This is a genomic window from Agarivorans sp. Toyoura001 (genome assembly GCF_005405585.1).
Taxonomy (GTDB): domain Bacteria; phylum Pseudomonadota; class Gammaproteobacteria; order Enterobacterales; family Celerinatantimonadaceae; genus Agarivorans.
Window position 1 is genome coordinate 39,737 of the sequence record NZ_BJEQ01000016.1, and the last position, 16,571, is coordinate 56,307.

Annotated in this window: 17 protein-coding genes; 10 read left to right on the top strand and 7 right to left on the bottom strand. The window is 43.2% G+C overall.

Annotated elements, in window-relative coordinates:
- Positions 1 to 8 precede the first annotated feature (8 nt).
- The gene (locus tag FFR00_RS16595) at positions 9 to 836 is read right to left on the bottom strand and encodes a DUF2989 domain-containing protein (RefSeq protein WP_161985195.1); all 828 of its coding nucleotides are present in this window, start codon (positions 834 to 836) and stop codon (positions 9 to 11) included.
- A gap of 171 nt (positions 837 to 1,007) precedes the next feature.
- Between FFR00_RS16595 and FFR00_RS16600 the strand changes: the two genes are divergently transcribed.
- Positions 1,008 to 1,289 carry a YeaC family protein gene (locus FFR00_RS16600; protein WP_137674537.1) on the top strand — a complete coding sequence of 94 codons (282 nt, stop codon included), beginning with the start codon at positions 1,008 to 1,010 and terminating at the stop codon, positions 1,287 to 1,289.
- Here the strand turns inward: FFR00_RS16600 and ansA are convergent.
- Both ansA and sppA read right to left on the bottom strand, forming a co-directional pair.
- A complete protein-coding gene (ansA, locus tag FFR00_RS16605; RefSeq protein ID WP_137674538.1) occupies positions 1,286 to 2,296 on the bottom strand; it encodes an asparaginase in 1,011 nt (336 codons plus the stop codon). The two genes, FFR00_RS16600 and ansA, sit on opposite strands and share 4 nt — an antisense overlap.
- Positions 2,297 to 2,380: 84 nt before the next feature.
- On the bottom strand, positions 2,381 to 4,207 hold the full coding sequence (gene sppA, locus FFR00_RS16610; RefSeq protein WP_161985196.1) for a signal peptide peptidase SppA: 1,827 nt from the start codon (positions 4,205 to 4,207) through the stop codon (positions 2,381 to 2,383).
- A 156-nt stretch (positions 4,208 to 4,363) separates the two neighbouring features.
- On the opposite strand from sppA, the gene FFR00_RS16615 reads away from it, so the two are divergent.
- Positions 4,364 to 6,385, top strand: a complete 2,022-nt coding sequence (locus FFR00_RS16615) for an NADPH-dependent 2,4-dienoyl-CoA reductase (protein WP_137674540.1) — start codon at positions 4,364 to 4,366, stop codon at positions 6,383 to 6,385.
- On the opposite strand, the gene FFR00_RS21995 is transcribed toward FFR00_RS16615, so the two are convergent.
- Positions 6,378 to 6,512 carry a hypothetical protein gene (locus FFR00_RS21995; protein WP_255437921.1) on the bottom strand — a complete coding sequence of 45 codons (135 nt, stop codon included), beginning with the start codon at positions 6,510 to 6,512 and terminating at the stop codon, positions 6,378 to 6,380. The genes FFR00_RS16615 and FFR00_RS21995 overlap by 8 nt on opposite strands.
- An 89-nt stretch (positions 6,513 to 6,601) precedes the next feature.
- Between FFR00_RS21995 and FFR00_RS16620 the strand changes: the two genes are divergently transcribed.
- Positions 6,602 to 7,141 (top strand): NAD(P)H nitroreductase, encoded by a 540-nt coding sequence (locus FFR00_RS16620; protein ID WP_137674541.1) that lies wholly within the window; start codon positions 6,602 to 6,604, stop codon positions 7,139 to 7,141.
- Position 7,142: 1 nt separating this feature from the next.
- Positions 7,143 to 7,763, top strand: coding sequence for a DsbA family protein (locus FFR00_RS16625; protein WP_137674542.1), 621 nt, complete (start codon positions 7,143 to 7,145; stop codon positions 7,761 to 7,763).
- Here FFR00_RS16625 and FFR00_RS16630 read toward each other — a convergent pair.
- Together FFR00_RS16630 and asnS are read right to left on the bottom strand one after the other, a co-directional pair.
- Positions 7,760 to 8,440, bottom strand: a complete 681-nt coding sequence (locus FFR00_RS16630) for a DUF3334 family protein (protein ID WP_137674543.1) — start codon at positions 8,438 to 8,440, stop codon at positions 7,760 to 7,762. The genes FFR00_RS16625 and FFR00_RS16630 overlap by 4 nt on opposite strands.
- Positions 8,441 to 8,630: 190 nt before the next feature.
- Positions 8,631 to 10,031 carry an asparagine--tRNA ligase gene (gene asnS / locus FFR00_RS16635; protein ID WP_137674544.1) on the bottom strand — a complete coding sequence of 467 codons (1,401 nt, stop codon included), beginning with the start codon at positions 10,029 to 10,031 and terminating at the stop codon, positions 8,631 to 8,633.
- Between the two features lie 155 nt (positions 10,032 to 10,186).
- Between asnS and FFR00_RS16640 the strand changes: the two genes are divergently transcribed.
- Positions 10,187 to 10,555 carry a hypothetical protein gene (locus tag FFR00_RS16640; RefSeq protein ID WP_137674545.1) on the top strand — a complete coding sequence of 123 codons (369 nt, stop codon included), beginning with the start codon at positions 10,187 to 10,189 and terminating at the stop codon, positions 10,553 to 10,555.
- On the opposite strand, the gene bioA is transcribed toward FFR00_RS16640, so the two are convergent.
- Entirely contained in the window at positions 10,556 to 11,824 is a 1,269-nt protein-coding gene (gene bioA, locus FFR00_RS16645; RefSeq protein ID WP_137674546.1) for an adenosylmethionine--8-amino-7-oxononanoate transaminase, read from the bottom strand. It abuts the gene before it with no gap.
- A 97-nt stretch (positions 11,825 to 11,921) separates the two neighbouring features.
- Here bioA and bioB point away from each other — a divergent pair, with 97 nt between their 5' ends.
- From bioB to htpX, 5 genes are all read left to right on the top strand, one after another.
- Positions 11,922 to 12,968 (top strand): biotin synthase BioB, encoded by a 1,047-nt coding sequence (gene bioB, locus FFR00_RS16650; RefSeq protein ID WP_137674547.1) that lies wholly within the window; start codon positions 11,922 to 11,924, stop codon positions 12,966 to 12,968.
- A complete protein-coding gene (bioF, locus tag FFR00_RS16655; RefSeq protein WP_137674548.1) occupies positions 12,968 to 14,131 on the top strand; it encodes an 8-amino-7-oxononanoate synthase in 1,164 nt (387 codons plus the stop codon). Before bioB ends, bioF begins: the two co-directional genes overlap by 1 nt.
- Positions 14,128 to 14,904, top strand: coding sequence for a malonyl-ACP O-methyltransferase BioC (gene bioC / locus FFR00_RS16660; protein WP_137674549.1), 777 nt, complete (start codon positions 14,128 to 14,130; stop codon positions 14,902 to 14,904). Before bioF ends, bioC begins: the two co-directional genes overlap by 4 nt.
- On the top strand, positions 14,897 to 15,592 hold the full coding sequence (bioD, locus tag FFR00_RS16665; protein WP_137674550.1) for a dethiobiotin synthase: 696 nt from the start codon (positions 14,897 to 14,899) through the stop codon (positions 15,590 to 15,592). The genes bioC and bioD overlap by 8 nt, the downstream gene beginning before the upstream one ends.
- A 91-nt stretch (positions 15,593 to 15,683) precedes the next feature.
- Complete coding sequence (gene htpX / locus FFR00_RS16670) at positions 15,684 to 16,556, top strand: protease HtpX (protein WP_137674551.1); 873 nt, start codon at positions 15,684 to 15,686, stop codon at positions 16,554 to 16,556.
- Positions 16,557 to 16,571 lie beyond the last annotated feature (15 nt).

Below are 16,571 nucleotides of genomic sequence, written 5' to 3' on the forward strand. Positions count from 1 at the left end.
AACCTTACTTATAAGCGGTATTGTCTTGTGTCTATTTGCTCGTAGATAATTGCCGCTTCATCTTTTAACATTTTTTGCTGTTCTTCAGACAACTTCAACTTGTGATTCAAACCAGAATAATCTTGCCTACTGTGATCATCAAAGTGACTGGCTATTTGTGCCCATAAATAGGCATGGCGGTAGTCTTTTAAATTCATATATTGAGACGTAATCGCTTCAGCATACTTAGCTGGAATAACCGCTTTTTCTGGAAACAACTTAAAGGCGTTTTGCAAAATGTTAATGGTTTTCTTAGCATCCTTTCCGCTGTAATGAATCGCTAAAGTCCATTGTAAATCAGGTTGATTTAACACTGCTTGGCCTTCCAATGCCAAAAATCGGTCTCGCGCCTCAAGATCGCGATATTGGGTCCAGTGATACATCGACAAATAGGGGTGACTAGAATCACGCGTATCGTTTTCTAAGCGCTGTAATTCTTCTAAAGAGGTAAGCAAACCAATTACGCGCTGAGTTTTACGAGATTTGTCGTATTTGGGTTCAATACTGGCCGCCAGTTCTATGCAAAAATTATAAGCCTGATAGTTCTTTATCAGCTCATACTGGTGTTGTTCAGTGACTTCGGTCATTTCATCGAAGCGACTTAGAATGACAGCAGAACGTTCCTTTTTACACCAGCCGTCGCGATTTAAATCTTCACAAAGCTCTGGGTTACTTTTACAAATGCTTTTTACCGAGCGACTACCAAAGCCGAACAAATCAAACCCTGCATCACATCCACTAAGTACAAGTGGTACAACTAAACATAAACTACAGCCTAGTGGCTTTAAAAAAGACAAATCATTTTCCTGAATAAATATCATTAGCAGATGTTGATAAAGGTAAGACTATCATAGATTTTTTTGATTTAGTCCATTCAAAAATCAGCATTGTTTCCTAAGTGCTTAGTTTATAGCTTGGCACTGGATCAATGGTTTGGTAATGTTTCAGTAACATTATAGGAGTGATAAATGGATGTAGAGAAGTTGTTGGCGGCAATGAGCCCCGATATTTATCAAAATATGTTAAGTGCTGTTGAAACCGGGCGATGGCCCGACGGCAACAAACTAACAGATGAACAACGCGATCATACTCAACAAATGGTTATCTTGTATCAAGCTAAGCACAACCATCAGCCCCAGCATTTTACTGTGGGTACCGATGGCGAATTAGTGATGAAATCTAAACAAGAATTAAAACGTCAATATCGAGAAGAACAAACCATCATTAGTGTTCCTCAACACAACGATTAGATACTTATCTCGCCGCGAATATCTTGGCAAAGTAGGTCGCGGATCCGCTTGCTAGGTAAGTTTTTGCTTAGCAAGTAATGTAGTTTAGCCAGCGCGGCTTCGGTAGTCATATCCCCACCACTTACCACACCCGCTTTTGCTAAGGCGTTGCCTGTGGCATATCCGTCCATATTCACCTTGCCAGTTAAACATTGGCTTAAGTTAAGCACGATAATGCCACGGTCACAGGCTTGCTCTAATAATTCTGTCATTTTTTGATGTTGTGGGGCATTTCCTACACCATAACTTAACAGTATCAAGGCTTTCACAGGCTGTTGAAGTAGGTTTGCGATGACCTCAGTGGAAATGCCTGGATAAAGACTAACAACCCCAATAGGTTGGGGAATGATTGGACTAATTTGTAAGGCGCTGATACCCGTTGGACGAATCTCTCCGGCAATAATTTCTATGTCTATTCCAGCCTTAAGCAAGGGCGGGAAATTGGGTGACATAAACGCGTCAAAGCCATCTGCATGGGCTTTAGTACTGCGATTCCCGCGCAGGAGTTTGTTGTTGAAAAACAAACAGACTTCATGAACTGGGTAGTAGGCCGCAAGGTATAAAGAATTGAGTAAGTTGGTTTGGCCGTCAGAACGAAGTTCACTCAGTGGAATTTGCGAGCCTGTTACAATTACTGGCTTACTTAGGTTCTCTAACATAAATGAAAGTGCGGAAGCGGTGTAAGCCATGGTGTCTGTGCCGTGCAGGACAACAAAGCCGTCATACTTTTCATAATTTGCTTGAATGTCTTCAGCAATTAGCTGCCAATGCTGGGGGTCCATATCCGCAGAATCGATCAGTGGGGAAAATTCGTGAACGGTGAATTCAGGCATTTCATCACGCTGAAATTCTGGCATAGCGTCTAAACAGTCGCGCATGAAACCAGCAACTGGCACGTAGCCTCTTTCACTACGTTGCATGCCAATGGTACCGCCTGTGTAGGCAATATAGATAGATTTTCGATTCATCAGACTATAGTTCAAAAGTTTTTTGAAATTATAGTCTGATGTTAGTTCAAAGCAATCAACCGTTTAAGATTAACTGAATAGTGCTTACATTTGATCACAAACTGCGCAGAAACTGTACTGGCCAAGAGGATCATTAAACTTATCTACAGCAGGCGCTTGCTCCGCCACTGTTTTCAATAAAGCCCAGTTTGGTATCGCAGACTCTAATGCTCCAGCGATTTGCGAATCAAACAACTGGGCAATAAAGCGGTCTCGTGAGCTAAGTGGTGGGGTTAAACGCTTAACTTGGTAATCATCTAGATTGTTTAAGTTGGCGGCGTATTCTATAGCATCGTTCAGGCTGCCTAATTGATCGACAAGGCCATTATCAACGGCGTCTTGACCGGTCCAAATTCTGCCTTCAGCAATGCTATCCATATCTTCTAGCGCAATATCTCTGCCACTTGATACCAGTGATACAAAATCTTTATACCCATGTTCAACATTGAGCTGAATGATCTGTTTTACGTCATCTGGCAATGCTTGGAAAGGGCTTACTTCAGCGAGGGTAGAGGTTGCGTAGCCGTCACTGTTAATGCCTAACTTAGCCAAAGCATTTTCCAAAGTAGCAAACATTCCAAAAATACCAATAGAGCCAGTAATGGTAGTAGGGCTAGCAAAAATGTAGTCAGCCGTTGATGAAATCCAATATCCGCCACTTGCGGCAACGCTGCCCATAGATATGATTACCGGTATATCTTTTTCCTGGAACTGATGAAACTTTTCACGAATCAGTTCTGAAGCAAATGCGCTACCACCAGGGCTGTCTACTCGTACCACTAACGCTTTTACCTGCTCGTCTTCAAGCGCTTGATTAAGCTGAGCAATAACGGTATCGGCAGCAATCACATTTTCTTGGCCGCTACCACCAACAATGGCACCTTGAGCAACAATAACTGCAATTGTGTTGTCGCTTGGTTCATCATTACTTAGGCCGTGTGCATACTCGCCATAGCTTCTGCTGTTGTAACTCGAACCGTCATCTGATTCACCAAAGGTATCAATTAACAATTGTTTGGCTTGGGTACGCGTGGTGAGTTGGTCAACGAGGCCAAATTTTTCAGCGTAGCGGGCGCCATCACCATCAACTTCTTTTAAACGCGACAACAATGCTGTTGGTTCTGGCATCAAATGATTAGCCGCTAACTCGCGGTTAGTTGAAACAGTCGTTAAGTATGATTGCCAAAGTTGATCCATCCAGTGTGCTAAATCTTGTTTTGCCTCTTCTGACATGTCATTTCTAAGGTAGGGTTCTACAAATGACTTATGCGTGCCTACACGGAAAATGTGCGTGGTAACGTCTAGATTGTCGATGGCATCTTTAAAGAACAAACGTCGAGAGTTCATGCCGCGCATTAATACTGCACCTTTAGGGTTAAGCAGTAGGCTGTCGGCAAAACTCGCTAAATAGTATTGGTGTTGGTCGTAGTAATCTGCGTAAGCGATGATCGGTTTGCCACTGTCTTTAAAATGCAGCAAAGCTTGGCCGATAGTCGCAAGTTTAGTTTGGCTTGTACTTGGCATGCTGCCAACATCTAAAACGATGCCGGTAATGTTTGAATCGGTTCTCGCTTCATCAATCGCTTTCACTATTGTGTGTAGGTCGAACTCTTTCTCTACAGTGTTTCCTAACATTTCGTTAGTAAACTCGGCCATAGGGTTTACTCGCTGGCGCTGTTCTACTATTTGTCCATCAAGGACTAAATGCAAGGCTGCTGCTATAGGGGGCTCAGTGGGTTCAGGGCTAACACTGCTAAGGGCAATGATGACCATTACCACCATAAATAATAGAAACAAATTAACGATTAGTGAACGAATAAAGTTAAGGGTTCGCCAAAAGAAGCGGAAGATACTCTTAATCAATTTAAACACTGGGATCTACTTATAAAAGTCAACAATAGCTAAACGTTACCATAGTCATATAAATCAGGCATCTGCAATTATTAAAACAAATGTTTGAAACAAAAGTTTGGTTTGTATACTCTATTAACACTTTAATAACATTCCCAATGGATTGAGGTTACAAAGATGACCAAGTACCCGCACTTATTAGCGCCACTTGATTTAGGTTTTACTCAGCTACAAAGCCGAGTATTAATGGGCTCTATGCACACCGGTTTAGAAGAAGAAAAGGGTGGTTTTGAGAAACTGGCTGCTTTTTACGCGTTACGCGCTAAGGGTGGAGTAGGTCTTATTGTTACGGGTGGAATAGCGCCTAACTTTAGAGGGCGCTTAGCCCCTAACGGGTGCCAGCTTAGCTTCCCTTGGCAGGTAAAAAAACATCGCATTATTACTAATGCCGTGCATAAAGAAGGTGGAAAAATCGCCTTACAGATATTGCATGCAGGGCGTTACGGTTATCACCCATTTAATGTTAGTGCTAGTAAAATTAAAGCACCGATATCTCCGTTCAAACCTAAAGCCATGAGTGAACGCCAAATTCGCTCAACCATTAAAGACTTTGCGAACAGTGCAAAGTTAGCCAAACGTGCAGGTTACGATGGCGTTGAAATAATGGGCTCAGAAGGTTACCTCATCAACCAGTTTATTTGTGCGCGCACCAACCAACGAAAAGACGAGTGGGGCGGTAGTTACCAAAATCGAATTAAGCTTCCTTTAGAAATAGTTAAACAAACCCGCGCCTTAGTTGGCGAAGATTTCATCATTGTATTTCGTTTATCTATGCTTGATCTAGTTGAAAAAGGCAGTACTTACGAAGAGGTTGTAACATTAGCAAAAGCCTTAGAACATGCTGGAGTAACTATTCTTAATACTGGTATTGGATGGCACGAAGCTAGAGTTCCTACTATTGCTACCAGTGTTCCTAGAGCCGCATTTGCGTGGGTAACCGAAAAAATAAAACAGCACGTTAGTATCCCTATGGTGGCGGTTAACCGAATCAACACTCCTGATGTAGCAGAAAACATTTTACGCTCCGGACAAGCGGATATGGTGTCTATGGCTCGGCCGTTGTTGGCAGATCCTATGTTTGTTGAAAAGGCGCGAAACAACCAAGCTGAGCTTATAAATACGTGTATTGGTTGTAATCAAGCTTGTTTAGACCACGTTTTTAAACAACAACGCGCAAGTTGCTTAGTTAATCCGCAAGCCTGCTATGAAACAGAACTAGAATTTAAAGACAGTAAGCAAACCAAAGAAATTGCTGTAGTGGGGGCTGGTCCAGCAGGGTTAGCCTTTTCATGTTATGCGGCAGAACGCGGTCACAAAGTAACGATTTATGATGCTGGAGATAAAATTGGTGGCCAGTTTAACTATGCTAAGCAAATTCCTGGTAAAGAGGAGTTCTACGAAACACTTCGCTACTTTGCTAATCGCATCAACCAACTTGGTATTAAACTCGCGTTAAATACCAGAGTTGATGCCCCAATGCTGGCTGAATTAAAAGCTGATGAAATTGTAATTGCTACGGGTATTTTACCGCGAACCCCACCAATTGAAGGCATAGAACACGACAAAGTTTATAACTATTTAGATGTATTACGAGATCACAAAGAAGTTGGAGGTAAAGTTGCGATCATTGGTGCTGGAGGCATTGGTTTCGATGTTGCCGAATACTTGGTAGAGCAAAAGCCGTCGCTATCTACCAACGTAGGCCGTTGGCTAGATAACTGGGGCATCGATAACACTATGGCCCAAGCCGGTGGCTTGAAAGAACATCAACAACATCAAGCCTTGCGTAAGGTGTATCTGTGTCAACGCAAAACCACTAAAGTGGGCAAAGACCTAGGTAAAACCACAGGTTGGATCCACCGTGAGACCTTAAAGAAAAATCAGGTAGAAATGCTCGCGGGTGTAGAGTACTTAAAAGTAGATGACGAAGGGCTACATATTTCGGTGGATGGCAAACAGTCTGTTCTAGATGTTGATCATGTTGTTGTGTGTGCAGGGCAAGAACCATTGAGAAGTCTACATGACGACCTAACCGCCTTGGGCGTAAATTCTTATTTAATTGGCGGCGCTTATGTAGCCGCTGAATTGGATGCTAAACGCGCCATAAGACAAGGTGCTGAACTGGCGGCCACTATTTAATTTTTGTTTTTAGCCACTGCTTAATTAAAGCGGCTGTACGTTGGGGGTTTTGTTTAACCCAAGCTTGCAGTTGCTTTAGGTTTTTCTGTCTTTGCGTGGATATTTGATTATGTTTTTGTTCCTGCATAGTTTAAGCTCCAAACAGCGATCTAGCTTACTTTACTTTTAGCATAATTCACGCACAATGGCGCTATATTTAGCTCGTTAAGGATAACAATGAAAGCTTTAGATTTGTTACTCAATCGTCAGTCATGCGCTCGCTTGGCTGCTCCCGCGCCTGAAGGTGCAGAACTAGAAACAATATGGAATGCCGGCCTTAGAGCGCCAGATCACGGAGGCCTTACTCCTTGGCGGTTTATCCATGTTAGTGGTGAAGGTTTAAGTAAATTAGCAGACATTTTTGAACAAGCCGCGCAGGCTGAAGAAGGCGACCATGAAAAGGCTAAAGCAATGCCCTTGCGTGCACCACTTATCACTATCGTGATTGCTTCGCCTAAAACCCATTCAAAAGTACCAGAAATTGAACAAGTACTTTCTGCCGGCTGTGCTGTTCATGCAATGCAAATGGCTGCCTTTGCACAAGGTTATAATGGTATTTGGCGCACCGGCCCCATGGCTTACAGTTCAATCGTAAATCATGAGTTAGGCTTAGCTGAACACGAGTCTGTTGTTGGGTATTTGTATTTAGGCAGTCCACAAACCAAATCGAACAAAGCGCGAGAGTTAACCTTTAAAGACTATGTAACTTGGCTGTAAGATGACTGAGACTCAAGCGCGTTTATACTATGTACATGACCCTATGTGCTCTTGGTGTTGGGGCTATAAACCTACTTTAGAGGCGCTTGAATCGTCACTGCCTAGTAGTATAGAAATGGTGTATTTGTTGGGTGGCCTAGCGCCAGATTCTGCATTAGCGATGCCTGATGATATGCAGCAGTTTTTGCAGCAAACATGGCATAAAATTAATGTGCAACTAGGCACCGAGTTTAACCATGATTTTTGGCAAGTAAACACACCTCGTCGTTCTACTTATCCTGCAAACCGAGCAGTGCTTGCGGCTGAAAAGCAGGGGGCTGGTAAAGCGATGATAAAGCAAATACAGAACGCTTATTATTTACAGGCGATTAATCCTTCAGACGTAGATAATTTGCTTGTATTGGCAGAAAAGCTTGGCTTAGATAAAAAAACTTTTGTGGAAGACATATCGAGTGAAGCGCTCAATGAATCGTTAATGCAGCAAATACAATTTGCTCGAAGCTTACCTATCCAAGGATTCCCTTCATTAGTATTAGCGGTGGGCGAGAGTTATCACCCAGTCCAATTAGATTATAAACATGCTCAAGTGAGTCTTGAGCATGTTGCTGAGTTGTTGGTCTAGATACCTAACTCATCGAGCAAATCTTGATCAATGGTTTGCGCTGACTCAGCAGGTTTCTGCTCTGCCTTCTTTTGTGCCGCGGCTTGGTCGATAAGATCATCTGGATCTACATCGTCTTCTGTTTCAAATTCATGAAGCTTGATGAATTCAGTTTTATCCATCGCTAACTCAAGATAAAAGATGTTGTTTTTAGCGGTTGTAAAGGTCACGCGACGCGCTTGCGGGCGGTCTAGGTTGGTATCAATAGAAATCAATACCTGCTTGTTTAAAGCTAACATCTTAGGTTGGTTTTGAGTTAGTGAGGTTTGTAACTCTTTACCGATTACACCAGTGAAGTAACCGACCATTTGGTTCATTAACTCGCCCATCACGTTACCCACTTCATCAGCTGTGTGCTGTTGAGCGAGCTCGGCCTCAGGAATACCCATATGAAGCATGTAATCTCGATAGATTTCCATGGCAGCATCTGAGGTAAAGTTAATAACAACCAAGCCTGAAAACCCACCATCAAATAAAACAAAACAACCAATGTCTGGTTTTAAACAGGTTTTGTTTATTTTCTGCACCATCGCCGAATATCTGATTTCGCTAGTCGTGGCTTTGCTAAGTACTGTGGTGACAGAATTACAAAGAGTGAGTAATACGTCTTCAGTGGTAACAACTTTCAATTTTTTCATGCAGTTCCTTCTTAAAATCATGATGACTTTGCATTAGCAATTGAAACAAGTATGGATGATGAACTGAAAGCTGTATAGCTTTGATTGATAGGGTTTAACTGGCAATTAACTTGAGTGTGAGGGGGATCGGCAAATAAAAAAGCCTCAACTAGGTTGAGGCTTTAACTTGTTGCTTAACTATAGCTGTTGCTTAGTACTCGGCGTTTTTAGGTGCGCGTGGGAAAGGAATCACGTCGCGGATGTTGGTCATGCCAGTTACGTAAGACACTAAACGTTCAAAACCTAAACCAAAGCCAGCATGTGGAACTGTGCCGTAGCGGCGTAAGTCGCGGTACCAAGAGTAATCATCTTTGTCTAAGTTCAACTCAAGCAAGCGAGCGTCAAGCACGTCTAAACGCTCTTCACGTTGCGCGCCACCAATGATTTCTCCAATACCTGGTGCAAGTACATCCATTGCAGCTACGGTTTTACCATCATCATTAAGGCGCATGTAGAATGCCTTAATGTCTTTAGGATAGTTCTTAACAACTACCGGTGCTTTAAAGTGTTCTTCAGCTAAGAAACGCTCGTGCTCAGACGACATATCAATGCCCCATTCAACATCGTATTCAAACTTGCGGCCTGAATCTTTAAGAATTTGAATGGCGTCTGTGTAATCAACTTGCGCAAAGTCTGCGCTAACAAACTTCTCTAAGCGGCTTATGGCTTCTTTGTTGATACGTTGAGCGAAGAAGTTCATGTCGTCCATACGTTCTTCAAGCACTGCTTTGAATACATATTTAAGCATGTCTTCGGCTAACTTTGCCGCGTCGTCTAAATCAGCGAAGGCTACTTCTGGCTCTACCATCCAAAATTCAGCCAAGTGGCGGCTGGTATTGGAGTTTTCGGCGCGGAAGGTTGGGCCAAATGTATATACTTTTGACAGTGCACAGGCGTATGTTTCAGCGTTCAATTGACCCGATACGGTTAAGAAGGTTTCTTTACCAAAAAAGTCCTGCTGAAAATCAACTTCGCCATTGTCGGCCATTGGCAGGTTATTCATATCCAAGGTTGATACGCGGAACATTTCGCCTGCGCCTTCCGTATCACTACCGGTGATAATAGGGGTGCTTGCCCAAATGTAACCTTGTTCGTGGTAGAAACGGTGAATAGCTTGCGATAAACAGTTACGTACACGGGCTACAGCGCCAATCACGTTAGTGCGCGGGCGCAGGTGAGCGTGTTCGCGTAAGTATTCAATGCTGTGGCGTTTAGCCGACATTGGGTAGCTATCAGGGTTTTCTACCCAACCAACCACTTCAACATTGTTTGCTTGAATTTCAAAAGATTGTCCTTGCCCTGGAGATTCAACAACTTCGCCAGTCACGATCACAGAACAACCAGCGGTTAGCTTAAGAACATCATTCTCATAATTGGAAAGGGTATTAGGCGCTACGGCTTGCACGGCATCAAAACACGAGCCGTCGTGTACCGCTAAAAATGAAAGACCTGCTTTTGAATCACGACGAGTACGGATCCAACCCTTGATAGTAACTTGTTGACCAACGCTGAACTTACCGCCCAAAACGTCTGTCACTGAGGAATGCGTCATAGCAAACAACTGCTCCAATCTGATAGTGCTAATATTGTAAGGGAACCAATGTTACTTCTTGAGGCTAAAGACTCAAGTAAAAATTGATAAAACACAGGAAATCTATAAGTTATGTTAATGAAAAGGACTAACAATGGGATTAATTAGGGTAGGAAATGCCACAAAATAGAAAAGAACGAAGAAAAGGCCCCGACGGTTTACAAAAATTGTTTGTGTTGTTCTCGCTACTCGCTTGGACAATGTTTCTCGGTTCGCTCATCGTTTATCACTATGCTAGACCAGAAATTGCCTATAGCGCCTTTCAGCCATCCGACGGGCAGGGGTATCGAGACCATTGGCATGAAGACTTACGCCAAATATTTGTTTATTTGTTGTGGGGCTGCTGTGGAATTACCCTTGGGGGGATTTTTATTAACTGGAGCCGCTCTCGCCGCAAAACGGACCATTTTAAAATCAATATGGGTTTATTGGCGATGATTGTGATTACTGTGCTGCTTTCTTATTACTTAAAACTGTTCAACTAATTAGTCACTCAGTACTTGGTAAATGGCCGAGCACAGCTTGGCTAATTGAGTGTCGCTAATAGTGTAGGGCGGCATAATGTAAACCAACTTACCAAATGGCCTAATCCAAACACCTAATTCAACAAATTTAGCTTGTATACTGGCTAAATCATTAGCGGTTTTGGTTTCAACCACTCCTATCGCGCCTAGTACCCTAACATCAGCGACGGTGCTTAATTGCCTACATGCGCTTAGTTGTTGTTTAAGTTGTTGCTCAATTTCGGCTACGCGAGCTTGCCAATTACTGTCTAGCAGTAGCTTTATGCTGGCGTTAGCTACCGCACAAGCTAAAGGATTACCCATAAAGGTGGGACCATGCATAAACACACCAGCTTCGCCGCCACATATTGTATCTGCAACATGTTTCGAGGTGAGGGTAGCCGCTAAGCTCATATAGCCGCCGGTAAGGCCTTTACCTAAACACAAAATATCTGGGGTAATGTTGGCGTGCTCGCAAGCAAACAGCTTACCGGTTCTGCCAAACCCAGTTGCAATCTCATCGGCGATTAATAGCAAACCATAGTGGTCGCATAGGGCTCTTAACTCGCTCAGATACTGTGGATGATAAATCCTCATTCCGCCTGCACCTTGAACAACAGGCTCGATAATTACCGCAGCGATGTCTTTATGATGCTTATCCAACATGGTTTTCATGGGGGCGATATCTTGTTCTTGCCATGGTTCATTAAAACCAATCTGCGGAGCTTCACAGAATAAGTGCTCAGGTAAAAATCCCTGATAAAGTTGATGCATTCCCCCTTGTGGATCACACACCGACATCGCGCCAAAGGTATCGCCGTGATAGCCATTTCGGACAGTGGCAAACTTAGTGCGTTTTTCTCCTTTGGCGTGCCAATATTGCAAAGCCATTTTTAAGGCAACTTCTACGGCCACTGATCCTGAATCGCTAATAAAAACTTGTTCTAAATTGCCAGGGCTTAAGGCGACAAGGAGTTTGGCTAAATCTACAGCAGGTTGGTGGGTTAAGCCACCAAACATTACATGAGACATTTTACTTAGTTGCTCGCTGGCGGCCTTATCAAGTTGCGCAACTTGATAACCGTGAATGCACGCCCACCAAGAGGCCATGCCGTCTACCAAGCGTTGACCGTTTTCTAATTCAATCTCACATCCTTCGGCCGATGCCACTGGATAACAAGGAATAGGATTGATTGAAGAAGTATATGGATGCCAAAGATGTTGTTGGTCGTAATGTAAATCTATGCTCATTTAATAGCCGTTAGTAAAGTAGTTGGTTTTAAAAAGTTGACAGCGAGGTGGCTGTGGATAGACTAACGGAATATTTTTTCTAAAGAAAGCTTAACCAATGACTCAAGCACTCCGCCACGATTGGACCGTACAGGAAGTAAACGACTTGTTTGCTTTGCCATTTAATGATTTGTTGTTTCAAGCCCAGTGCGCTCATCGCGCGAACTTTGATCCAAACCAAGTGCAAGTTTCAACGCTACTTTCTATTAAAACGGGCGCGTGCCCAGAAGACTGTAAATACTGCCCGCAAAGTGCACACCATAAAACCGATTTAAAAACAGAACGCTTACTAGAAGTAGAGCACGTGTTAAAAGAAGCAGAAAAAGCCAAAGCAAACGGCTCAACCCGTTTTTGTATGGGCGCTGCTTGGAAAAACCCCAAACAACGAGATATGCCTTACCTAGTAAAGATGGTAGAAGGTGTAAAAGAGATGGGGATGGAAACCTGTATGACTTTAGGCATGTTAGAAAAACAACAAGCCGATGAGTTGGCAGTAGCGGGCTTAGACTATTACAACCATAACCTTGATACTTCGCGTGAGTACTACCAAGAAATCATTACTACACGGACTTATGATCAGCGTTTAGACACGCTTGATAACGTGCGTTCAGCCGGAATGAAAGTATGTTCGGGCGGAATTATGGGCATGGGTGAAACGGCCACAGACCGCAGTGGTTTGTTGGTGCAACTGGCTAATCTGCCACGTCACCCAGAAAGTGTGCCGATTAACATGTTAGTTAAGGTAAAAGGCACCCTGCTAGAAGATGTTGATGACATGGACCAATTTGAGTTCATTCGTTGTATTGCCGTTGCTCGCATCATGATGCCTCGTTCACATGTGCGCTTGTCTGCAGGGCGCGAGGAAATGAATGAACAAGTGCAAGCCTTGTGTTTTATGGCCGGTGCTAATTCAATATTTTATGGTTGTAAACTGCTTACCACACCAAACCCTGACGAAAACCAAGATATGCAGCTATTTAAAAAACTGGGTATCCGCCCAGAGCCTGCGGCACTTAAAAACGGTACTGAAGAGCAGGAAGAAGCGCTTTATCAAACCTTAGTGAAGCAACAACAGCAAAGCTCCCAGTTTTATGACGCATCTTAATGGCCTTTGAGTTTGTTAAAGAACAGCTAGTAAGCCGTAAACAGCAACAGTTATTGCGAGCCAGGCGCTGCCAAAGTAGCGCACAGGGCAGGGTTATTGACATTGCTAGCGAGCGTTTATTAAATTTTTCTAGTAATGACTATTTGGGTTTGTCTCATCACCCTAAGGTGATTGACGCTTGGAAAAAAGGTGCAGAAAAGTATGGCGTGGGCAGTGGTGGTTCGCCCTTGGTCACCGGATTCCAAACGCCACATTATGCATTAGAGCAACAACTGTGCGAATGGCAGGGGCGTGCTGGTGCGTTACTATTCAACAGTGGTTTTTCCGCTAACCAAGCGGTGATCAAATCTTTGTTAAAAAAGGGTGACTTATTAGTTCAGGATAAGCTCAATCATGCATCGTTGCTTGAAGCGGGTATGCTGTGTGAGGCACAGCAAAAACGCTTCGCTCATAACGATATGGATCAATTGAATCATCGATTGTCTTCTCAAGAAAACAACAAGTTAGTGGTCACCGAAGGTGTTTTCAGCATGGACGGTGATCTTTCTCCTTTAAAAGAAATTAGCTCACTGTGTAAACATCACAATGCTTGGTTGATGGTAGATGACGCACATGGCGTAGGCTGCCTAAGTGATCAAGGTCGGGGCAGTATTAGTGACGCCAGCTTGCGCGCCGAAGCTGCTCAAATACATATGCTCACTTTTGGTAAAGCACTGGGCGTATCTGGCGCGGCTGTATTATGTGATGAAGAACTTAAAGATTACTTGGTTAATTTTAGTAAGAGTTATGTGTATTCCACCGCTATGCCTGCAGCACAAGCTTGTGCGGTAAGTGCTGCTATTGAGGTAGTGCGCACAGAGCCTGAGTTTCAAGCTAAGTTAAAAAATAATATTGGTTTGTTTAAACGCTTGGCTGAACAACTTGGTTTAACGCTAGCTAATTCTAGTACTGCCATTCAACCCATATTGTTAGGTTCAAGTGAGAAAGCCTTGGCGATCAGCCAACAATTACAAGAAAAAGGCTTTTTTGTTAGCGCTATAAGGCCGCCTACAGTCCCCAAAAACACCGCGCGTTTGCGTATTACCTTAAGTAGTCACCACTCAACGCAAGACATTAGCGATTTATTGACGGTGTTGGTTGATTTATTAAGCGGTGAAAAATGATTATCGATAAAGAGCAAGTTGCTCGGCACTTTTCTAAAGCAGTAGATACCTACAATGATTTTGCGGGATTACAACGTGATATTGGCCATCGCTTGTTGCAAGAAGTGCCAAATAAGCACTATCCGCTAGCAATGGATCTTGGTTGCGGTACGGGTTTTTTTGCTAAAGCACTGCAAAGTAGCAGTAGTCAGGTCATTGGTATTGATTTGTCCCACGCCATGGCCTCCCAAGCTAAACGGGTTAACACTGGGATCGCTGCGGTGGTTGCTGATGCAGAGCAACTAAGTTTAGCGAACGATAGCGTAGATTTGGTTTTTTCTAATTTAGCGCTGCAGTGGTGCAACGATTTAAGTACTGCATTAAGCGAAATTAAGCGCGTTCTAAAACCTGGTGGGGTAGCAGTTTTTTCAACTTTGCTAGACGGAACGTTGTATGAACTCAAACAAAGTTGGTCTGAACTTAACCAGTACAGACATGTGAATCACTTTATAAGTGCTGATGACGTCGCAGCTTGTATTCAATTATCGAGATTCAAGAATTCTCGATTGATATTTGAAACCGAGACGCTTTGGTACCAACAAGCACTAAGTTTACTGGCTGAGTTAAAAGGTATTGGCGCGAATTATGTGATTGATGGTAAACCCAATGCCAGTAACGCCACTCAGTTGAAGAAAATGGTGAGCAGCTATAAACAGCAATTTGCTAATCCTGCCAAGGGTAATCGAGTAAGCGCGACTTACAAGGTGTGTTACGGAGTATTAATTAATGACTAAGGCTATTTTTGTCACTGGCACTGATACAGAAGTAGGTAAAACAGTGGTGAGTTGTGGGCTTATTAAGGCCTTACAAAAACACTCTTCTGGACTGGTGGTTAATGGCTTTAAGCCGATAGCAGCGGGGGCCGAGCAGAGTGAGCAAGGTTTAGTCAATGAAGATGGCTTAGCCATTCAAGCAGTATCGTCTTCTTCGCTAAGCTATCAAACCTTCAACCCAGTTGTGTTGGAGCAGGCTATTGCCCCCCATATCGCTGCTCGGTTTGCCAAAAAACCGATAGACACCCACTTAATGGATAGTGGCTTGAATGAGCTTAAAGCCTTATCTGATTGTGTCGTTGTAGAAGGCGCTGGCGGTTGGCATGTGCCATTAAACGATAACGCTGGCACCATGTCTCAATGGGTGGCTAATCAACAGCTTCCGGTGTTGTTGGTGGTAGGGGTAAAGCTCGGTTGTTTAAATCATGCTCTGCTGAGTGTCCAAGCAATTAAAGCCAGTGGCGTGCGCTTGATAGGTTGGGTTGCGAACGTGCTAAACGATGATGAGCAAATCTCTACGCTTAACATTGAGTATTTACAAGGTGCTATTGAGGCACCATGCGTGGCCACCATTCCTTATAAAACTGACCTCAAGCCTCAATCAATAGAAAAATATTTCAATATCAATAAACTTATTGGTGAAATGTAAATCAAAAAAAGTAGTTGTTAAACCATTGAAAATTGTGAGCTATGCCCAATATTATAGTGGTTGGGCTTTTCCACGTTTTTAGAGGAAGACGATGAAACGTATATTGTTGTTTTTAGGTACTAACTTAGCAGTAGTTTTAGTGCTAGGTATAGTGATGAACATAGTATTCTCTGCTTTGGGTATTTCTACTCAAAGTATTGGTGGGCTATTAGTATTTTGTGCCATTTTTGGTTTTGGTGGCTCAATTATTTCCTTACTTATATCTAAGTGGATGGCTAAGCGTTCTACTGGCGCTCAAGTCATTACCACGCCAAGAAACGAAATAGAGTCTTGGTTAGTTAACACTGTAGCCAAGCAAGCAAAAGCTGCCGGTATTGGCATGCCTGAAGTGGCCATTTACCACGCTCCAGATATGAACGCTTTTGCTACAGGTGCTAAACGCGATGCAGCTTTGGTGGCAGTAAGTACAGGTCTATTAGAAAATATGAACCGTGATGAAATAGAAGCGGTTCTGGCTCATGAAGTGAGTCATATTGCTAACGGTGACATGGTTACCCTTACCTTAATTCAAGGTGTAGTGAATACCTTTGTGATGTTCTTCGCCCGAATTATTGCCAATCTCATTAGCTCATCAATGAGTAACAACAATGAAAATGGCCAAGGTATGGGTACTTTAGCCTATATTGCTACTGTGTTTGTGTTAGAAATGGTATTTGGTATTTTAGCTAGCATTATTGTTATGTGGTTTTCTCGTCAGCGAGAGTATCGGGCAGATGAAGGCTCGGCTAAGTTAGTTGGTAAAGAGAAAATGATTAACGCCTTACAGCGTTTAGGCGGAAGTCGAGAGCCCGAGATGGAAGGTTCAATGATGGCGTTTGGTATTAATGGTAAACGCGCAATGAGCGAACTGTTTTTAAGCCACCCTCCACTTGAAAAACGTATTGCTGCTTTGAAAGCGAGATAAGCCTCTGCAGGAAGA

Coding starts and splice junctions, on each gene's coding strand:
- htpX (WP_137674551.1), top strand. CDS start 15,684: ATGAAACGTATATTGTTGTTTTTAGGTACTAACTTAGCAGTAGTTTTA.
- FFR00_RS16600 (WP_137674537.1), top strand. CDS start 1,008: ATGGATGTAGAGAAGTTGTTGGCGGCAATGAGCCCCGATATTTATCAA.
- bioF (WP_137674548.1), top strand. CDS start 12,968: ATGGCCTTTGAGTTTGTTAAAGAACAGCTAGTAAGCCGTAAACAGCAA.
- FFR00_RS16625 (WP_137674542.1), top strand. CDS start 7,143: ATGACTGAGACTCAAGCGCGTTTATACTATGTACATGACCCTATGTGC.
- FFR00_RS16615 (WP_137674540.1), top strand. CDS start 4,364: ATGACCAAGTACCCGCACTTATTAGCGCCACTTGATTTAGGTTTTACT.
- FFR00_RS16620 (WP_137674541.1), top strand. CDS start 6,602: ATGAAAGCTTTAGATTTGTTACTCAATCGTCAGTCATGCGCTCGCTTG.
- asnS (WP_137674544.1), bottom strand. CDS start 10,031: ATGACGCATTCCTCAGTGACAGACGTTTTGGGCGGTAAGTTCAGCGTT.
- bioA (WP_137674546.1), bottom strand. CDS start 11,824: ATGAGCATAGATTTACATTACGACCAACAACATCTTTGGCATCCATAT.
- FFR00_RS16640 (WP_137674545.1), top strand. CDS start 10,187: ATGCCACAAAATAGAAAAGAACGAAGAAAAGGCCCCGACGGTTTACAA.
- FFR00_RS16630 (WP_137674543.1), bottom strand. CDS start 8,440: ATGAAAAAATTGAAAGTTGTTACCACTGAAGACGTATTACTCACTCTT.
- bioD (WP_137674550.1), top strand. CDS start 14,897: ATGACTAAGGCTATTTTTGTCACTGGCACTGATACAGAAGTAGGTAAA.
- ansA (WP_137674538.1), bottom strand. CDS start 2,296: ATGAATCGAAAATCTATCTATATTGCCTACACAGGCGGTACCATTGGC.
- FFR00_RS21995 (WP_255437921.1), bottom strand. CDS start 6,512: ATGCAGGAACAAAAACATAATCAAATATCCACGCAAAGACAGAAAAAC.
- bioB (WP_137674547.1), top strand. CDS start 11,922: ATGACTCAAGCACTCCGCCACGATTGGACCGTACAGGAAGTAAACGAC.
- bioC (WP_137674549.1), top strand. CDS start 14,128: ATGATTATCGATAAAGAGCAAGTTGCTCGGCACTTTTCTAAAGCAGTA.